The organism is Streptomyces sp. NPDC021224, from assembly GCF_044332905.1.
In the GTDB taxonomy this organism is placed as follows: Bacteria; Actinomycetota; Actinomycetes; order Streptomycetales; family Streptomycetaceae; genus Actinacidiphila.
On the sequence record NZ_JBIRPW010000012.1, the window covers coordinates 24,684 to 41,074 of the forward strand.

General features: G+C 74.5%; 12 protein-coding genes. 6 read left to right on the plus strand and 6 right to left on the minus strand.

The window, feature by feature from the left end:
• Positions 1–29 precede the first annotated feature (29 nt).
• The 3 genes from ACH4PY_RS26345 (at position 30) to ACH4PY_RS26355 (ending at position 4,518) form a co-directional block, all read left to right on the plus strand.
• The gene (locus tag ACH4PY_RS26345) at positions 30–1,280 is read left to right on the plus strand and encodes a glycosyltransferase (protein ID WP_398188172.1); all 1,251 of its coding nucleotides are present in this window, start codon (positions 30–32) and stop codon (positions 1,278–1,280) included.
• Complete coding sequence (locus tag ACH4PY_RS26350) at positions 1,277–2,950, plus strand: lipopolysaccharide biosynthesis protein (protein WP_398187740.1); 1,674 nt, start codon at positions 1,277–1,279, stop codon at positions 2,948–2,950. Before ACH4PY_RS26345 ends, ACH4PY_RS26350 begins: the two co-directional genes overlap by 4 nt.
• 254 nt (positions 2,951–3,204) lie before the next feature.
• Positions 3,205–4,518 carry a hypothetical protein gene (locus ACH4PY_RS26355; protein ID WP_398188175.1) on the plus strand — a complete coding sequence of 438 codons (1,314 nt, stop codon included), beginning with the start codon at positions 3,205–3,207 and terminating at the stop codon, positions 4,516–4,518.
• Here ACH4PY_RS26355 and ACH4PY_RS26360 read toward each other — a convergent pair.
• Positions 4,487–5,959 (minus strand): hypothetical protein, encoded by a 1,473-nt coding sequence (locus ACH4PY_RS26360; protein WP_398187743.1) that lies wholly within the window; start codon positions 5,957–5,959, stop codon positions 4,487–4,489. The two genes, ACH4PY_RS26355 and ACH4PY_RS26360, sit on opposite strands and share 32 nt — an antisense overlap.
• Positions 5,960–6,140: 181 nt before the next feature.
• Between ACH4PY_RS26360 and ACH4PY_RS26365 the strand changes: the two genes are divergently transcribed.
• On the plus strand, positions 6,141–7,334 hold the full coding sequence (locus tag ACH4PY_RS26365) for a glycosyltransferase (protein WP_398187746.1): 1,194 nt from the start codon (positions 6,141–6,143) through the stop codon (positions 7,332–7,334).
• On the opposite strand, the gene ACH4PY_RS26370 is transcribed toward ACH4PY_RS26365, so the two are convergent.
• The 4 genes from ACH4PY_RS26370 to gmd all read right to left on the minus strand — a co-directional run bounded on the left by ACH4PY_RS26370 (position 7,273) and on the right by gmd (position 12,337).
• The gene (locus ACH4PY_RS26370) at positions 7,273–8,130 is read right to left on the minus strand and encodes a glycosyltransferase family 2 protein (protein ID WP_398188178.1); all 858 of its coding nucleotides are present in this window, start codon (positions 8,128–8,130) and stop codon (positions 7,273–7,275) included. The two genes, ACH4PY_RS26365 and ACH4PY_RS26370, sit on opposite strands and share 62 nt — an antisense overlap.
• A 17-nt stretch (positions 8,131–8,147) precedes the next feature.
• Positions 8,148–8,906 carry a hypothetical protein gene (locus ACH4PY_RS26375; protein ID WP_398187749.1) on the minus strand — a complete coding sequence of 253 codons (759 nt, stop codon included), beginning with the start codon at positions 8,904–8,906 and terminating at the stop codon, positions 8,148–8,150.
• Positions 8,903–11,125: a LamG-like jellyroll fold domain-containing protein gene (locus ACH4PY_RS26380; protein WP_398187752.1), complete on the minus strand. Its 2,223-nt coding sequence runs from the start codon at positions 11,123–11,125 to the stop codon at positions 8,903–8,905. The genes ACH4PY_RS26375 and ACH4PY_RS26380 overlap by 4 nt, the downstream gene beginning before the upstream one ends.
• A gap of 198 nt (positions 11,126–11,323) precedes the next feature.
• Positions 11,324–12,337: a GDP-mannose 4,6-dehydratase gene (gmd, locus tag ACH4PY_RS26385; RefSeq protein ID WP_398187756.1), complete on the minus strand. Its 1,014-nt coding sequence runs from the start codon at positions 12,335–12,337 to the stop codon at positions 11,324–11,326.
• Between the two features lie 122 nt (positions 12,338–12,459).
• On the opposite strand from gmd, the gene ACH4PY_RS26390 reads away from it, so the two are divergent.
• Positions 12,460–13,527, plus strand: coding sequence for a GDP-L-fucose synthase family protein (locus ACH4PY_RS26390; protein ID WP_398188182.1), 1,068 nt, complete (start codon positions 12,460–12,462; stop codon positions 13,525–13,527).
• Here the strand turns inward: ACH4PY_RS26390 and ACH4PY_RS26395 are convergent.
• Positions 13,524–15,134, minus strand: a complete 1,611-nt coding sequence (locus ACH4PY_RS26395) for a sugar transferase (protein ID WP_398187759.1) — start codon at positions 15,132–15,134, stop codon at positions 13,524–13,526. The two genes, ACH4PY_RS26390 and ACH4PY_RS26395, sit on opposite strands and share 4 nt — an antisense overlap.
• 253 nt (positions 15,135–15,387) lie before the next feature.
• Here ACH4PY_RS26395 and ACH4PY_RS26400 point away from each other — a divergent pair, with 253 nt between their 5' ends.
• On the plus strand, positions 15,388–16,380 hold the full coding sequence (locus ACH4PY_RS26400) for a small ribosomal subunit Rsm22 family protein (protein ID WP_398187762.1): 993 nt from the start codon (positions 15,388–15,390) through the stop codon (positions 16,378–16,380).
• Positions 16,381–16,391 lie beyond the last annotated feature (11 nt).

A 16,391-nucleotide genomic window follows, 5' to 3' on the forward strand; every position in this document is an offset into this window, starting at 1 on the left:
CCGGGGTGGGCGGCGTACGCCGGGTGCTGCTGGTGTCCACCAACTACGCGCCGGAGCACGCCGGGATCGGCCCGTACGCGACGCAGGTCGCCGAGCACTGGGCGGCGGGCGGCGCCGAGGTGCACGTGCTCGCCGGGATGCCGCACTACCCGGCGTGGAAGGTCGAACCGGAGTACGCCGGGGTGTGGCGCCGGGAGGAGACGCGCGGCGGGGTGCGGGTGCACCGGCGGCGGCACACGGTGCCCGCGCGGCAGAGCGCGTTACGCCGGGCGGTGTTCGAGGCCTCGCTGCTCGGGCACGGCCTGGTCGCGCCGCCCGCGATGGCGCGGCCCGACGCGGTGGTGGCCCAACTGCCCAGTCTGGCCGGCGGGGTGCTCGGCGCGCGGCTGGCCCGGCGGCACGGTGTGCCCTATGTGCCGGTGGTGCAGGACCTGATGGGCGCGGCGGCGGCGCAGAGCGGCATCCGCGGCGGGGGCAGGGTCGCCTCGCTGGCGGGCGCGGCGGAGGGGTACGCGCTGCGGCGGGCGACGCTCGTGGGCGTCATCCACGAGAGCTTCGTGCCGAAGGTCGCCGCGCTCGGGGTGCCGCCGGAGCGGATCCGGGTGGTGCCCAACTGGTCGCACGTGTCCGGCCCTTCGCGTCCGCGTGCGGAGTCGCGGGCCCGGCTGGGCTGGCGTCCCGGGCAGACCGTGCTGCTGCACAGCGGCAACATGGGCCTCAAGCAGGGCCTGGAGGTGCTCGTCGAGGCCGCGCGGCTGGATCCGGGCCTGCTGGTCGTCCTCATGGGCGACGGCAACCAGCGGGAGCGGTTACGGGAGTCGGCGGGGACACTGCCCAACCTGCGCTTCGAACCGCCCGCCGCGGAGGCGGACTTCCCCGACGTGCTGGCCGCCGCGGACGTGCTCGCGGTCACCCAGCGCGCCTCGGTGCTCGACATGAGCGTGCCGTCCAAGCTGACCTCGTACTTCGCCGCGGGCCGCCCGGTCGTCGCCTCGGTCGCCTCGGCGGGCGGCACCGCCGAGGAGGTCGAGCGTTCCGGCGCCGGGGTCGTCGTACCGCCCGAGGACCCGCGCGGACTGCTGGACGCCGTGCGCGCGCTGGCCGATGATCCTGACAGGGCCGACGCGCTGGGCGCGCGCGGCCCGGTGTACGTCCGCGAACGCCTCAGCCGCGCCGCGGGACTGGCACGGATGGACGCGCTGCTCGCGGAGGCGCTGGGCGGCACCCCGGACGGTACGGGCAAGGGCGGCGTGGACGACGAAGGGACGCGGGGCCAGTGACCGACGCGACGCGCACCGAGGCACAGCCCGACGAGGGCGACCTGCTGCGTGACCAGTTCCGCCAGTTGCTCCGCTACCGGGCCCTGCTCGTCGCAGGTGTGCTCGTCGGCCTGCTCGGCGGCGCCTTCCTCGCCTTCAGCGGCGCGGACTCGTACACCGCCACCAGCGAGGTCATGGTCCGGGCGGCGACCGAGGACCCCTTCGCGAGCGGCGCGACCGCCGACAAGAACATCAACATCGGCACCGAGCGGCAGACCGCCCTCAGCAGCACCGTCGCCGACACCGCGGCGAAGACCGCGGGCGCGTCGGTGGCCTCCATGTCGCACTGCCTCCAGGTGACCAACCCGCCCAACACCCTCGTCCTGCGCTTCACCTGCACCACCACCTCCGCGCAGCGCGCCGCGGACTGGGTCAACGCCTTCACCAAGGCCTACCTCGACGACCGGCAGGCGCAGACGAAGGCCACCATCGAGCGCATGGTGGCCAGCTATCAGGCCCAGCTCGACCCGATGGTCGCCCAGCGCAACGACATCCTCGACCAGATCCAGCAGGCCAAGAACAGCCAGATCGTCGGCACGCTCGTCTCGTCGCAGACCAGCCTGCTCAGCCGGATCACCGAACTCACCTCCGACATCGCGGGGTTGCGCGCCCTCGACACCACGCCCGGCCTCGTCATCAAGCCGGGGGTCGTACCCGGCGCGCCCGCCGGGCCGGGGCTGCCGATGATGCTCGGCCTCGGCGGCGCGGTCGGTATCGCCCTGGGCCTGCTCGGCGCCTGGGTGCGGCTGGTCTTCGACCCGACCGTGCGCAGCGACGCCGAGGTCACCCGCGCGCTCGGCGCCCCCGTGCTCGGCACGCTGCCCCGGCTGCGCCGCCGGTCCGCGGCCGCCGCGGCGGACGGCACGCCCGGTCTGCTGACCGGCGGACGCGCCGACGTGCGGCTCGCCGAGGAGTACCGCGCGGTCGCCTTCCGGCTCACCCACGACAAACGCTTCGCCGAGCGGCGCAGGCTGCTCGTCGTCGCCCCGCGCGGCAGCGGCGACACCCCGGCGGCGGTGGCCGCCAACCTCTCCGCGTCCTTCGCCGAGATGGGCATGGAGGTGCTGCTGGTCGAGGCCGACCTGCGCGCCCCCTCCCTCGCGGCGCGGCTGCGCACGGTCGACGGTGTCCGGCCCGGCTGGGCCCGTACTCCCGCGCCGGGCGAGGGCGGCTGGCCCGCCGGGCTCCAAGTGCCCATCGACGCGGGGGAGTCGGGCTCCTTCGACCTCGTGCCGGGGCGCCGGGTGCGCAACGTCGCCCGGGCGCTGACCTCCTCGCCCGCCGGGCGGCTCTTCGCCGAGGCGGACGAGCCCGGTTCGGCCGTCGTGGTCCTCGCGCCGCCGGTGCTCACGTACGCCGACGCGGTCGCGCTCGCCGGGCGCGTGGAGGGCGTCGTCGTGGTGTGCGACCCGCGGGCGGTGCACCGCGCCGACCTGGAACGCGTCCGCGAACTCATCGACGCAGCCGGCGCGCACGTCCTCGGCGTCGTCCTGCACGCAGCCGAACCCGGCGCCCGCGGCCGCTTCGGCCTGCGCCGCACGCCCCGTACCGCCGTGCCCGCGGCCCGCCGCGACCCCGACCGCCCGCGCCCGGACACGACCCCCACCGCGGAGCGCCACCCGGTCCCTTGAGCGGCCCCGACCCGCGGCTCACCCCCGCGCCCCCCGGGGCCGCCCCCGAACTCCCGCCGGACGCGGACGCGTTCGGCCCGTACGGTACGCCCGGCGACGTCCACGACGCCCCGCTCCGCGACGCCTACGGCGACCCGTACGGCCTCGACGCCCCGCCCCCCGAAGGGGAGTTACCCGGCCGGCGGTACGAACCGCCGCCCGGCGACCTGTACGGCGAACCGTACGGCCGCCCCCCGCCCCCGGAGGACGACCCGGTGCCCGCCGCGCCCGGCTCCCCAGGGCTCGGGGCGAAGGCCGCCATCGCCGCCTCCGTCGCCGACCAGGGCATCGCGGCCCTCACCAACATCGTCGTGCTGGTGGTCGCCGCCCGGCTGTCGAGCGCCGCGGGCTTCGCGGTCTTCTCGATGGTCTACATGGTCTTCACCGTGCTGCTCGGTGTCGGCGTGAGCTACGTCGGGCAGGCGCTGGTGCTGGAGCGCGGCACCGACCGGGTGCGGGCCGCGTGCCGTTCCGCGGCGGCCTTCACCGCGCTCGCCTCGACCGTCATCGGCCTCGGCATGGCCGCGGGATTCGGGCTCGCCGCGCACGGCGGCACGGCCCGGGGACTCGCCGTCCTGGGGCTCGTGCTGCCCGTCGTGCTGACGCAGGACGGTCTGCGCTACTGCTTCTCCGCGCTGCGGCTGCCGCACTACGCGCTCGCCGGGGACACCGTGCGGCTGCTCGTCGCGGTGCCCGCGCTGGCGGTGCAGCCGCACGGGGCCGGGCCGGAGCGGCTCGTCGCCGTCTGGGGGGTGTCGGCGCTGCCCGCGCTGCTCGTGGCGTGGGCGCTGCTGCGGCGGCGGGTGCGGGGCGCGCCGCTGGACGTGCGGCGGTACGTACGGCGCGGGCACCTCGGTCGGCGCTTCGTGATCGAGTTCGGCGTCGGCAACGCCACCAGCCAGCTCGCCGTCGTCGGACTCGGGCTGTTCGCGGCGCCGCTCGCGGTGGGCGCGCTGCGCGGGGCGACGACGCTCTTCGGGCCGATGAACGTGCTGTTCAACTCCGCGACGGCCTTCGGCCCGCCGCTGCTGAACCGGGTGCGGGGCGCGGCGGCCAAGGTGCGGGCGACCGCCGTGCTGGCGTGCGCGCTGGCCGCCGTCGCCGGGCTGTGGACGCTCGTGCTGATGGTGCTGCCCGGCCGGGCCGGGCGCCAGCTGCTCGGCGAGACCTGGGACGCGTCGTCGGCGCTGCTGGCCGCGTCCGGCAGCCAGTACGCGGCCATCGCGCTCGGCACCAGCGCGCTGCTCACGCTGCGGGTGCTCCAGCCGAGGGCGACGCTGCCGATCCAGGTGGTCTTCTCGCTCGCGTCGGTCGGCTGCATGCTCGCGGGCTACGGCCTCGACGGCGTGTACGGGGCCGCGTGGGGGCTGTGCGCGGGCTCGGTGCTCAAGGCGGTCGCGCTGTGGCGGCGGATCGCGGTGCTGCGCCGCCGCCCGGCCCCGGCGGGGGAGGACGACGGGGAGGACGGCGCGGGGGACGCGTACGCCCACGGCGCCGTCAGCGCAGGATCCTCCGGCGGTCCTGGCTGAAGGTCGTCACCAGGGCCAGGCACAGCGCGCCGATCGCGATCCGGCCCGCCGCCTGGAGCAGCGGGCCGCGCAGCAGGATGAAGGAGTAGCCGCACACCAGCGGGATCACGACGGCCGCGATCGTGCCGGGCCTGCCGTCCTCCTGGGTGCGCTGGGCGTAGCGGCGGTCGGCGCGCGCGGCCGCGTAGCCGACCGCGAGGAAGCCCGCGGTCATTCCCAACGGGCCGAAGTCCAGCCAGAGTTCGGCCCACAGCGGGGAGGACAGGTTGGTGTTGGTCATGCCCATCCACTGCCCGACGCGGACCCCGGAGTCGACCGGCTTGCCGTGCCACACCGAGCGGGGCACGAAGAAGAAGACGTCGGCGGCGAGCTGGCGGCCGTCGGTGTGCCCGGCGCCGGAGTGCACGTACGTCAGGGTGTTGGCGAACATCCCGACCTGGTCGTAGTCCTTGACCGTGAGCGGCTCCAGCACCGAGGTGGTCTCCACGGGGTGGTAGCCGCCGGAGTCGTAGCGGAAGCGGTCGAGGAAGGGGAAGAGCAGCAGCGCGGCGACGACGCCGGTGACCAGGGCCGTGCGGTACATCACCGGGCTGCGCGGGAAGGCGGTGAACAGCAGCGCGAAGACGACCGTCAGGAACCAGTACCGCGGGTTGGAGACCGGGTTGTTGACGATCGCGTTGAGCACCACCAGCCCACCGAGCGCGGTGATCGCGGGCAGGCTGCGGCGGGCCGCGCGCGAGGTGATCATCCAGCGGGTGAGGAAGAGCAGCGCGAGCAGCGCCGGCACCGTGCCGAAGCCGCGGACGAAGGCCGATCCGACGTGGCTCTGCCCGCCGTCGCCGCCGAGCCCGCAGGACCGCACGGACTCGCTGATCGCCTGCCTGCTGTCGAAGAAGACGGCGGGGCCGCCGAGTTTGAGGATCGAGTACGCGCCGCCGACGTAGGCGACCGCGACGAGCACCCACAGCCGCCGCCGCGACACCTGCGCCACCGCCCGCCCGCCGCGCGCCCGCGCCGCCGGGCGGTGCCGGGCCAGCAGCGCCCCGACGTCGAAGGCCGCGCACCCGGCGATGACGAGCGCGAGCGCGGCCGTGGTGTCCCCGCGCGGCCCGACCACCGGGGTCGGGACCTGCCCGATGACCTCCTGGGTGAGGGGCGCGACGCCCATCGCGACGTACACGAAGAGCCAGAACGCCCCCTGCACCAGTCGTCGGCGCCGGGCCAGCACCATCGCGGCGAGCCGTCCGCCCGCGTACACGGTCAGCGTCAGCTGGAGCCAGTACGCCCCGTCCCGCGGCCCGCCCCCGCCGGGCTGCGCGACGACGTATCCCGGCAGGAAGCCGACGAGGGCGACGACCAGCGGCACCGCGAGCGCCCGCGACAGCGCGGCCCGCGGCACGGAGGCAGCTCGCGGTGTCCCCACCGCCGCGTCCACGGCCATCCGCCCACCCCCTGGGGGGAGTTTACGGGCCGGAACCCCCCGGTCGCGGGGTGTTGCGGGGAGCGGCGCACAGGGCCGGGGCCAATCCGCCCAAAACGGGGCGGTGTTCGCCCTCTCGCGGGTAGGCTGCGGAGCAGGCCGGGAGGGGTGCCGGGAGCGCCCGGCGAAGGGGGACGGGACGATGCGGGTCTTACATGTCGTGACGCTGCACACGCCGACGAACGACTTCGGCGGGCCCACCCGCGTCGCGCTCAACCTCAGCAAGGGGCTGCGCGCCAAGGGGGTGGACGCGCGGATCGCCACGCTCGGCGACAAGTTCACCGGGCCGCTGCCCAGCGAGGTCGAGGGCGTGCCCTCCTTCGTGCGGCAGGCGCGGCACGTGCTGCCCGCGTTCGAGGTCAGCGGGATCACCTCGGGGGCGCTGCTGGCGCGGGCGCGGCGGATGGTGAAGGGCGCCGACGTCGTCCATGTGCACCTCATGCGCGACCTGATCACGCTGCCCTTCGCGCTGGTCGCGCTGGAGACGGGCACCCCGCTGGTGGTGCAGACGCACGGCATGATCGACCCCACCGAGAAGCTGTTCGCGAAGGCCGTGGACGTGCTGGGCATGAAGCGGGTGCTGCGCCGGGCGGGCGCGATCCTGCACCTGACGGACATGGAACGCGAGGGCGTGCAGGCCGTGGTGCCGACGACCCCGCTGCGGACCTTCCGCCGCCTCGTCAACGGTGTCGCCGTGCAGGAGATGCGCCCGCCGCGCGGCGACCGGCCGCCCACCGTCCTCTACTGCGCGCGCGTCCAGCAGCGCAAGCGGCCCGAGGACTTCGTCCGCGCGATGCCGTACGTCCTCGCCCGGCACCCCGGTGCCCGGTTCGTGCTCGCCGGGCCCGACACCGGTCGACTGACCGCGCCCATGCGGGCGCTGGCCGACGACCTGGGGGTCGGCCACGCACTGGAGTGTCCGGGCCCGCTCGGGCACGACGCGGTGCTGGCGGCGCTGCGCGCGGCGGACGTGTACGTGCTGCCGTCCGTCGTCGAGCCGTTCGCCGTGTCGGTGCTGGAGGCGATGTCGGTGGGGCTGCCGGTCGTGGTCGCCCGCACCGGCGGGCTGTCGCCGGACGTGGCGGCCGCGGGCGCGGGCCGGGTCACCGACAGCCTGCCGGACGCCGACAACGGCGAGTTGGTCGGCCGGGCGGTGCTGGAACTGCTGGAGCCCGAGGCCAACGAGCGGGCGTCGCAGGCCGCGTGGCAGCTGGTCCACGACCGCTTCTCGATCGACGCGGTCGTGGACACCCTGCTCGGCGTCTACGGCGACGTCATGTCCGACCGGCCCGGTCGCCCGACTGCTGCTCGGCGGCGCGCAGTTCACGCGTCTTGAGACCGATCTGCCAGCGGTAGAAGCTCATCGCGAGCGCGTAGTCCAGCCCTGCCCGCCCGTCCAGGAAGCCGCGCCGGTAGACGTAGGCGTAGCCGAAGGACACCAGCGGCTTGAACGGCACCTTGTGGAAGAGCTGCCCCTGCCGGGTCTTGACCCGGCGGATGCGTTCCTTGACCTCCGGGTGCAGTTCGAGCCACGCCTCCCAGTCCGAGTAGCGGTTGTGCCGGTCGAACCAGGTGCGGACCGGGTCCAGGTCCTCGTGCTCGATGGGGGAGCGCAGCCGGGCGGCGGATTCCGCGACCGGCTGGTAGTGGCCCTCCTGCTCGCCCATGCCGGGGGCGCCGAGGTCGCCGACCTCCGGGAAGCGGCAGCGGGTGCGGTCCATGAGGGCGCGCTTGACGATGGTGTACCCGTGCCGCAGCCGCCGCCCGGCGAACCAGTAGCCCAGCGGGATGTCGAACGCGGCCACCGACGGCGGGCCCGCGGCGAACACCGACCGCAGCTCGCCGAGGAGTTCGGGGCTCGGCGTCTCGTCGCCGTCCAGGAAGAGCACCCACGGGATGTCGGGACGCACATGGTCCAGGCACCACTGCTTCTTCTTCGGGTAGCGCCCGTCCCACGCGTAGAGCACGGTCTCGGCGCCGAGCCCGGCGGCGATCGCGCACGTGTCGTCGGTGCTGTGCGAGTCGACGACCACGACGGCCCGCACATGGTCGACGATCGAGGAGACCGTCCGGGCGATGTTCTCCGCCTCGTTCTTCGTCGGTATGACCACGACCAGCGGCAGAGTGTCCAGTTCGTCCAAGGGTGACGTCAGCTCCTTGTCCCGGGGGAGGCCAGCCAGGCGTAGCACCCGCTGGAGGTGATGCCGCGCGCGTCGGCGGGGACGATGAGCGCGGCGGGGCGGTCCGCGCCTGTGCCGCGGCCCGAGGCGAGGACGCTGCCGTCCGCGCCGGTGGCCCGCCACGAGCAGGACGCCGACGGGTGCGGCGCCCGGTAGACGCCCGGCACGACCACCGTGCCCGGCACGGTCTTCGCGCCGACCGTGTACGTGCCGTCGGCGAAGCCGCGGCGGGCCGCGTCGACGACGCCCTGCTGGTCCGGGCACAGCCCGCCGACGGCCGCGGCGGCGCCGTCGTAGGAGATGTCGCCGGTGACGATCGCGGTCGCGGCGGCGTCCTTGTCGATCGCCGCGGTGCGCGTCAGGCGCTCGCAGATCTCCTGCCCGCCCTCCAGCACCGCGACCGGGTCCGTGCCGCGCGGCACCCGCCCGGACAGGTACTTCTTCTGCTGCGCGGTGAAGGTGCCGCCGCCCGGCGGGGTGAGCTGGGTGTCGGGCACCTTCGGCGCGTCGGCGGCCGACCCCGGCTGCCCGGCCCCGGAGCCCGGGGACGCGTCCGCGGAGCCGCTCGCGGTCGGCGCCGCCGGGGCCGCGGACGACGGCGCGGAGGCCGTGGCCGGGTCCTTCGCGCGGTCGTGGCCGCCGTCCGACCCGCAGGCCGTGAGCAGCAGCGCTGCCGCCGCCGTCAAAGAGACGGCGGCGGCAGCGCCGGCGCGGTGGCCGCGGCTCATCCGGCGGTTCCGAGCGTGTAGTGCTGCGCGATCTGCGCGGGGGTGAGCACCGCCGGGTAGACGGCGGCCTCGTCGATCGAGCCCGCGAAGTAGGAGCTGGTCGGCGCGGACGGCCAGCCGCCCAGGCTGTCGTAGCCGATGTGCCAGTAACCGGGGTAGTCCTGGCTGGTGGTGACCGAGCCGTCCGCGGCCCGCAGCACCCCGTCGACGTACAGCTTCATCCCGTCCGCGCCCTGCGTGGCCACCATGTGGTGCCAGGCGCCGTCGTTGTACGCCGCCGGTGTGGTGACGGTGCGGGTCGTGCCCGTGTAGACGCCGAAGATCAGCCGTCCGTTGTCTGTCATGTAGACATGCTTGTCGTAATTGCCGCTCGGGTGGGTGGAATTGGAGCCGAAGCCCATGATCTTCCCGCCGCTGGTGGTCGTCGTGCGGAACCACGTCTCGATGCTGTACTGCGCCGGGGTGGGGTGCAGCCGGTCGCTGTAGGTCCACTGCGTCGAGCCGTTGAAGGTGTACGCCTTGGAACCCGGCACCGCGCCCGGCGTCACCGCGTGCACGGGCCCGCCGACGCTGATGCCGCTGTCGTCGCCGTCGGAGGAGTCGGCGTTGTACGAGCCGGAGGCGGCGTCGTAGCGCCAGTACAGGGTTGCCCCGTCCGCGAGCACCTGGGTCGGGTACGCCTCGGCCGAAGTCGGCACCGTGGCCGACGCGTTGGGTGACAGTGCGCTGGTGTTGACGCCGTCGCTCGCGGAGACCCGGTAGGTGTACTTCACGCCCGGGGTGACGTCGGTGTCGGTGTACGTCAGCTGCGGGCGTACCCACGGCAGCGAGGAGCCCGTCACGGTGTAGACGGGCGTGGCGCCGCCGTTGCGGTAGACCCGGTAGGTGAGCACGCCGTCGTCGTTGTCGGTGCTGGACTGCCAGCTGACCTTGACCGCGCCCGGCGCGATGCTCGTCACGGACGTCTGCGGCAGCGTCGGGGCGCCGGTGTCCGGACCGCTCGCGAACCGTGTGAGGCCCTGCTGCGCGACACCGTTGACCGTCGTGAACTCACCGCCGACCCACAGGTAGTCGGTGCCCGCGGACGACGCCAGCGCCATGACGCGCGGGCCGATCTTCTCGCCGATGCCGTCGTTGGTGTCGGGGAACCACGACAGCAGGTGCGGGTCGTCCACGGACTCGGCGAGCAGGTGCTTGCGCACCGAGTCGGGGTATTCGCCCATGCTGGAGCAGTCGTGCGCGTGGCTGCCGCTGTAGAGCACGGTCTGATAGACCGTCAGCGACTGCGTGGCGCCCAGGCAGTTGTCCCGCCAGACCTGCGAGAAGTCGGTGAGGCTGAAGCGGATCCGGCCGTCGAACACCCCGCCGCCGGTACCCTCGTTGGCGGTGTAGAAGCTGTTGCTCGCCGCGTCCATCACGATGTCCTTGGTCACCGAGGTCGCGTCGATGAAGCCCGTCGGATAGGCCTTCACCAGCGCCCCGGTCACGGTGTCCACGACGGCGAGGGAGTGCGAGTTCACCCCGTCCACCGTGTTGAAGTCGCCGCCCAGGACGGCGTCCTGGCCGTCCGGGGTGAGGGCGAGCGCGCGGGCCGGGTTGTCGGCGTCGGGCGCCCACGGCAGCAGCGCGCCCGACGTGCTGACGGCCGCGTACCGTCCCCGGTGCTGGCCGCCGACCGAGGTGACGTCGCCGCCGAAGAAGACCGTGTCGGCGGTGGCCTGGATCGTCCGTACGGTGCCCGCGACCGCCGGGTGGAAGGTGCTGCTGACCTGGCAGGTGGCCAGGTCGATCGCGGCGAGGCTGCTCACGCCCACCCCGTTGACCTGCCCGAAGAAGCCGCCCGCGTACAGCGTGCCGCCGTCCGGCGACACCGCGAGCGCCCGCACGGTGGCGTTGTTGGAGCCCACCGTGAAGTTGAGCTGGCAGCCCGCCGGTTGCCCGGTCGCCGCGTCGAAGGCGGCGAAGTTCGCCACCGCCGTCTCGCTCGTGCCGGCCGCCGCACCGGACGGGCGGATCGCGGAGAAGGTGCCCGCGGTGTAGACGATGCCGTTCGCCTGGGCCATCGCCCATACGACGCCGTTGGTCTGGTAGGTGGCGAGGCTGTCCGCTGTGAGCGCGACGGGCGCCTGGAGCGCCGTGGCGGGCGGTGCCGCCGGTAACGCCCCCAGTGCTGCCGCCGCCAGTGCCAGCACTCCGGTCAACGCCGACCGTTTACGCATGTGTGCCCCCGGTCCCCTTCAGGTGCGGCGGCCGTGGCCGGCCGTCGCGGTCCTGGGCAGAGTAGGGCGTTCCACTTGCCACGGTGCTGCTTTTTGCCGAAACCGTCGGACGTACCCGGACGACGCCCGACATCGGGTCATGTGTCGCCCGCGAACGACCCCTCGGCCTACGCCGGTTGCAGCGCGCCGCCGAGCCGCTCACCGGTCGATCCGTACCGTCACGCCCGCCAGCTGGTCGGCCACCTGGCGGATGTCCGCCTCGACCATGATCCGGGCGAGGCCGCCGACCCGCACCCGCGGCTGCCAGTCCAGCAGGTCGCGGGCCTTGCTCGCGTCGCCGATCAGCGCGTCCACCTCGCTGGGCCGCTCGTACTTCGGGTCGTAGCGCACATACCGCGACCAGTCGAGCTCGGCGTGCGCGAAGGCCGTCTCCACGAACTGCCGTACGGTCGCGGCCTCGCCGGTCGCCACCACGTAGTCGTCGGGCTCGTCACGCTGCAGCATCCGCCACATCGCCTCCACGTACTCCGGGGCGTAGCCCCAGTCGCGCACCGCGTCCAGGTTGCCGAGGTAGAGCCGGTCCTGGAGGCCCGCCTTGATCCGCGCGACCGCGCGGGTGATCTTGCGGGTCACGAAGGTCTCCCCACGGCGCGGCGACTCGTGGTTGAAGAGGATCCCGTTGACGGCGTACATCCCGTACGCCTCACGGTAGTTGACCGTCGCCCAGTAGCCGAAGACCTTCGCGCAGCCGTACGGGCTGCGCGGGTGGAAGGGGGTGCGCTCGTTCTGCGGCGGGGGAGCGGCGCCGAACATCTCCGACGACGAGGCCTGGTAGATGCGCGCCCCGCTGCCGCTGGCCCGTACCGCCTCCAGCAGCCGCAGCGCGGACAGGCCCGTCACGTCGCCGGTGTAGAGCGGGGCGTCGAAGGACACCCGCACGTGCGACTGCGCGCCCAGGTTGTAGATCTCGTCCGGCCGCACCTCGCGCAGCAGGTTCACGAGCGCCACGCCGTCGGTGAGGTCCGCGTGGTGCAGGACGAAGGTGCGGCGCGGGCCCTGCGGATCCTGGTAGATGTGGTCGATGCGCTCGGTGTTGAACGTCGACGAACGGCGCACGATGCCGTGCACGGTGTAGCCCTTGGCGAGCAGCAGCTCGGCCAGGTAGGAGCCGTCCTGCCCGGTCACGCCGGTGATGAGCGCGGTCTTGCCCACGCGGTCCCCCAGTGGTGGTCGTGGTCGTCCGGCACGCACAACTCCCCATGCAGCATGCGGAATCGGCACCCGGAAGGGTGAAGTGTGCTGACACAATGCGGTTCATGACGCGACATGCGGATATGGCGGCGGAAACCCCGGCGGACACGGCCGGAGCGGCGTACCCACGGGCACGGCCCGGTACGGCGGGAACGCGGTCACTGCTCCCCGACCGGGCCAGGATCTTCGTCGCGGGCCACCGCGGGCTCGTCGGCTCGGCCGTCGCCCGCCGGCTGGCCGCCGAGGGCCACGAGGTGCTGGCCCGTACCCGCGCCGAACTGGACCTGCGGGACGCCGCCGCCACCGCCGGGTGGCTGCGCGCGGCCCGCCCCGACGCGGTCGTGCTGGCCGCCGCCCGGGTCGGGGGGATCATGGCCAACGCGACCTACCCCGTGCAGTTCCTGGAGGACAACCTGCGCATCCAGCTCAGCGTCGTCGCGGGCGCGCACGCCGCCGGGGTGCCCCGGCTGCTCTTCCTCGGCTCCTCCTGCATCTACCCGCGGCTGGCCCCGCAGCCCATCCGCGAGGACGCCCTGCTGACCGGCCCGCTGGAGCCCACCAACGAGGCCTACGCGCTCGCGAAGATCGCCGGCATCGTCCAGGTGCAGTCCTACCGGCGGCAGTACGGCGCCGCGTACGTCTCCGCGATGCCGACCAACCTCTACGGGCCCGGCGACAACTTCGACCTGGAGACCTCGCACGTCCTGCCCGCGCTGATCCGCCGCTTCCACGAGGCCGCCCGGGACGGCGCCCCCGAGGTCACCCTGTGGGGCAGCGGCACCCCGCGCCGCGAGTTCCTGCACGTCGACGACCTCGCCGCGGCCTGCACCCTGCTGCTGCGCACGTACGACGCCGACGAACCGGTCAACGTCGGCTGCGGCACCGACCTGCCCATCCGCGAACTCGCCGAGACCGTACGGGACGTCGTCGGCTACCGCGGCCGGATCGGCTGGGACACCACCCGGCCCGACGGCACCCCGCGCAAACTCCTCGACGTCTCCCGGCTGTTCGCGCTCGGCTGGCGCCCGCGGATCGCGCTGCGCGAGGGCATCGCGGCCGTGTACGCCCAGTGGTGCGCGCAGTCGCAGGCCGCGCAGGGCCCCGGGTCTGTGCCGGACCCGGGGGCCGGAGGCGTGGCGGCGGCCCACTAGTACGCCCCGCGCCCGTCGACCACGGCCCGCAGCGTGCGGGTCATGACCTCCAGATCGCCCGCCAGCGACCAGTTGTCGACGTACCGCAGATCCAGCGCGAGCGTCTCGTCCCACGACAGGTCCGAGCGCCCGCTGACCTGCCACAGCCCGGTGATGCCCGGCTTGACCGCGAGCCGGCGCAGCGCCACCTCGTCGTACCGGTCCACCTCGTCGGGCAGCGGCGGACGCGGGCCGACCAGCGACATCTCACCGCGCAGCACATTGAGCAGCTGCGGCAGCTCGTCCAGCGAGCAGCGCCGCAGGAAGCGGCCCACGGCGGTGACCCGCGGGTCGTGCCGCATCTTGAACATCAGGCCGTCGTGCTCGTTGGCGCCACTGCGCTCCAGCTCCGCCCTGCGGTCCTCGGCGTCGACCACCATCGTGCGGAACTTCCACATCGTGAACGGTGTGCGGTGCTGCCCGCAGCGCACCTGCCGGTAGAAGGCCGGGCCCCGCGACGTCACCTTGACCAGTGCCGCCAGCACGCAGAACAGCGGCGCCAGCACCAGCAGGCCGAGCGCGGCCCCGGCGCGGTCCAGCGCCGACTTCAGCCGCAACTGCATCCCGTGCCGCACGGGCGGTGTGATGTGCAGCAGCACCAGGCCCGCCGGATCCTCCAGCCGCACCCGCCGCACCTGCACGTCCACCAGCCCCGGCGCGAGCGCCACCGGCAGACCCGCGTCGTGCAGCCACCAGGACAGCCGGCGTAATCGTTCCGCCGACAGCCGCGGGCCCGGCGCCACCAGGACCAGCTGCGCGCGCGTCTCACGCGCCGCCCGCAGGATCGCCTGCGCGTCCTGCCCCGGCCCGGCCGGCTCCAGCACACCGAGCCGCCCCGCGACCGGCGCGCCGCTCGCCAGCCGCCTGCTGCCCACCGGCACGACACCCACGACGGCGTACGCGTGCCCGGCGCGGGCCGCCAGATGCGCCACCGCGTGGTCCACGGCGCCCGGCTCGCCCACCACCAGCACCGGGCGCACCGCGTGCGCGGTGCGCCGCGCGGCACGCAGCCGGTGGTACGTCACCCGGCAGCACAGCGCCGTCAGTACCGGTGCCCAGACGAGCCCGGCGAACGCCGCCGACGGCCCGGCCACGGCGCCGGACGCCGTCCGCAGCACCGTCAGCACCCCGAGCAGCAGCAGCCAGTCCACGACCACCTGCGTCCCGCCCCGGGTCTCGCCGAACGCGCCCGGCGCGTACCGCCGCCGTAACGCCCGCACCACCGGCCAGGCGAGCGCCGCCGCCAGGCCCCACGCGACCGCGTGCGGCGCGTCCGAGGCGTGCAGCGCCAGCGCCGTGGGCACGCCCGCGCCGACCGCGTCGACGGTGAGGTTCACCGCGTACCACGCGGCCTTGCCGCCGCTCTCGCGCTGCGCGCCCTGCCAGGCCGCGGCAGCGGCCGTACGCCCGGCTAACGCCGCGGCGCGCGCGGAACCCGCACCGCTGCCCGGACGCCGCGCGTACGACGGCGGCACCGGCGCGCCGAGGGCGCCCGGGAGCGCCGGCTGCGCTCCCCATGCGGGCGGTTCGTCCTTCCGCCCCGAACTTCGCTCACGTGCAACGGGCATGACTGGTATGGCCGACTGTGACTCGACACGCCGCATGTACCCCCCAGGCACCTCGCGACTCGACGTCTTCCACTTCCCCTTGTGGTGTCCCGCCGTGCTCCCAGGAACGCTAGGCCACGGGGAGGCCCTTCCGCTGTGGTTCACGCATATTCGAGCCGATGTTTTGTGCGAGTTAACACGCCTATGGCGCTCCGTTGGCCACGCAGTGTAAGGGGCGCGTGACAAGGGTGAACGCCCCTTACAGTTGGGGCTTGTGCCTACCGTGCCCCTCCCCGACGACCTGCGCGCCGCCCTCGCCGACCGGTTGCGGTCCACTGCCCCCACCAGCGCGTCCGCCCAGGTCGAGCGGCTGATGGACAACTACCGCGGCGCCACGCCCACCGCCGCGCCCGTCCTGCGGGACGCCGCCGACGTCGCCGCCTATGCCGCGTACCGGATGCCCGCGACCTATGCCGCGGTCCGTACCGCCCTCGGCGCGTTCCGCTTGCAGTCCGCCGCATGGGCCCCGCACACCCACCTCGACCTCGGCGGCGGCACCGGCGCGGCCACCTGGGCGGTCGCCGACACCTGGCCGGACGCCGGCCACACCAGCACCGTCCTCGACTGGTCGCAGCCCGCCCTCGACCTCGGCGCCGACCTCGCCCGCGCCGCCGGCACCCCCGCCGTCCGTACCGCCACCTGGACGCGACGCCCCCTCGGCGGCGCGTCCGCCCTCCCGGGCGCGGACCTCGTGACCGTCTCCTACGTCCTCGGCGAACTCACCCCCGCGGACCGCGCCTCCCTCGTCGATGCCGCCCTCACCTCCGCGCAGGGCGCGGTCGTCGTCGTCGAACCCGGCACCCCCGAGGGCTACGCCCGCGTCCTCGCCGCCCGCGACCGGCTGATCGCCGCCGGGCTGCACGTGCTCGCGCCCTGCCCGCACGACGGGCCCTGCCCCGTCACCGGCACGGACTGGTGCCACTTCGCGGCGCGCGTGCAGCGCACCGCGCTGCACCGCCAGGTCAAGGGCGCGACGCTGCCCTACGAGGACGAGAAGTTCAGCTACGTCGCCGCCGCGCGCTTTCCGGCGCAGCCGGCGCAGGGGCGGGTGGTGCGGCACCCGCAGATCCGCAAGGGGCTGGTCATGCTCGATCTCTGCGAGGCGGAACCGGGACTGGCGCGTACGACGGTGAGCAAGCGCCACGGTGACCTCTACCGCGCGGCGCGCGACACGGAGTGGGGTGACGCGTGGCCCCCTACCGCGTAGGGCTGCGCGCC